Raw genomic sequence first — 2544 nt, forward strand, 5'->3', positions numbered from 1 at the left:
GGATAATTTATTTGTTGTTTTTCATTTTAATTACTTAGAATTAAGTTCATTGCTTGGTCAAAAAAACCTATTATTTTCTTGCAATTCTAACGAACAAATTCATTTTTCAGACTCGGAGTTCAGAAAAGTTATTGAAGAACTATTATCCGTTTATATGCAGCAGAGAAATGATTCTGAGGTGGAATCATTAGAGAAAACTTTTAAATTAATTTCATTATTAAAATTACATTACTTAAAGAGCACGAATCTGCTGGAACCACAAAGTTACTCAACTAGCAAAGGACAAAATGAAAGATTATCTGAAATCATGGAGTATATCCAAAGTAATTATCGGGAGCCTTTAACGTTAGAGGAAGTTGCCGGGCTCCATTTTATCTCTGTTCCTTATTTGTCTAAATTTTTTAAAAAACAAACAGGAAAGACTTTTTCTCAATATATAAATGAAATTCGGCTCGCCCATGCTGTTAACGAATTAGTTAACACGGATAAACCAATTACTCGTATTGCATTAGACAATGGATTTCCTAATTTAGCGGCATTTAACAGGGTCTTTAATGAAAGTTATCAGTTAAAGCCGGTGGAATACCGTAAACAGATGTCAGATACAACTAAAAAAGAGGAAAATAATACTGAAGAAGTTAGTAATCATGATAGTGATGAAGCATTTACTGCGCTGCGGCAATATCTTCAAAGTTCAGTAGAGCAAAAGGTCGAAACACTTCCTCGGTCGACAGGAGCAGTCGAAACAGAGACCATTAAAATAGGGAAATTGGATGCGTTTACGAAGTATTGGAATAAACTGCTGAATATTGGTTATGCAAAAGATATTTTAAATTCAGATATGCAAGAGCAAATCACACTCCTACAAAATGAAATCGGCTTTACCTATGCCAGATTTTGGGGATTGTTTGGCGATGATATGCTAATCGAAGATCGTTCTGGTGGAAAAATCACCTACAATTTTTCTAATACAAACAAATTATTGGATTTTTTAATTAAAAATAAATTAAAGCCCTTTATTGAAATTGGTCCAAAACCTAAGATTATTCAAAAAGCCATAGGTGAGACAATCACTGTCCAAACCATAAGTGAAAGGACACTCGAAGAATGGACAAATTTATTCAGGGCCTTTTTATTGCAATGCATACAACGGTATGGAATTGATGAAGTCGAGACTTGGTATTTTGAAATGTGGAAACCGCACACGGATGTATTTAATACCAGTGTACAAAGTGAAAAAGATTTCTTAGATCAAGTCAAGAACAATCAAGATGTTGGTCTAAGCCAATTTGAAGAGTATTTTAAGATATTCAGTGAAATTAAAAAGCATACAAAAGAACTAATTCCGTCAGCGAAGGTTGGTGGATGTGGGTTAAGTATGGATTTAGAAGGCGACAAACTGGAGTTGTTACTTGAACAATGGAAACAAGAGGAAGTTCAGCCTGATTTTCTTTCCATATCCCTTTATCCGATCGAAATTCATCGTGATAAGTACCGGGTACCGATTAAAAATCTCCACTCTAACAATCCTAATTATGTCATTAATAAACTGAATGAGGTAAGAAAAGCGTTAAAAAAGGCTGGATTTGATGGTTTAGAATTGAATGTGACAGAGTGGAATATTTCTATATCTAATCGAAACTTTCTTAATGACAGCTGTTTTAAAGCCTCTTACCTGGTAAAGAATATCATTGAAAATTTGAATCAAAATCAAGTGAATATGATGGGTTACTGGTTGTTTTCAGATATTTTTAGTGATTTTTGGGATTCTAAAACACTTTTGCATGGCGGGGCAGGATTGGTGACAAAAAGTGGAATCAAGAAACCAAGCTACCATTCCTATATGCTGTTAAAACAATTGGGTGAAATTATTGTGGCTAAAAGTGAACATTATATTGTGACAAAGCGGTCCGGACATCGCTATCAAGTGATCTGTTTTAACTACAAACATTTTAACTACTCATATTATTTACATCCTGAAGGAAGTATGGGAATTCGCGAACAATACGAAATTTTTGAGAACAATGAAACGTTAAACCTATCACTTGAAATACAAGGACTTGCCAATGGAAAGTATCGTGTCAAGGAGCTAAAATTGAACCGTGACCATGGAAGCGTTCTTGATGAATGGTTGAAATTTGGGGCCGTGGATGATATGAAACCTGATGAAGTAGACTATTTAAAGCAAATTTGTGTTCCAGATATGAAAGTAGAACATCATGTTGTGGAGAATGAATCGATTGTTTTAAAAGGAGAATTACAACCGCACGAGGTAAGATTATTTGAATTTAATTTGTTAATAAGTGATCTATAAGTGTTTTAAAACTAAAGAGATTAAAAATCTAATGTAGATTTTTAATCTCTTTTTTTCATTCATTCATCATTTTAAAAAAATGAATGAAAATTATTATTTAATTGGTTAATTGCAAGAAAGATATAAACTTGTTTTTTGATTAAAATAAAAATGTAAGCGGTACTCAATCAGAATTGTTAAGTTATATAGATTATGTTTTAAAAATAAAGGAAGAAGGTTTTAGTATGATG

General features: G+C 32.7%; 1 protein-coding gene. It reads left to right on the top strand.

What is annotated here, in order from left to right; translation table 11 throughout:
• The coding region (locus V7266_RS22310; RefSeq protein ID WP_335471103.1) for a GH39 family glycosyl hydrolase at window positions 1-2314 on the top strand (2314 nt) is incomplete at its 5' end.
• Window positions 2315-2544: the final 230 nt, after the last annotated feature.

It is taken from the genome of Neobacillus drentensis (genome assembly GCF_036965645.1).
Classification (GTDB): Bacteria; Bacillota; Bacilli; order Bacillales; family Cytobacillaceae; genus Neobacillus; species Neobacillus drentensis_D.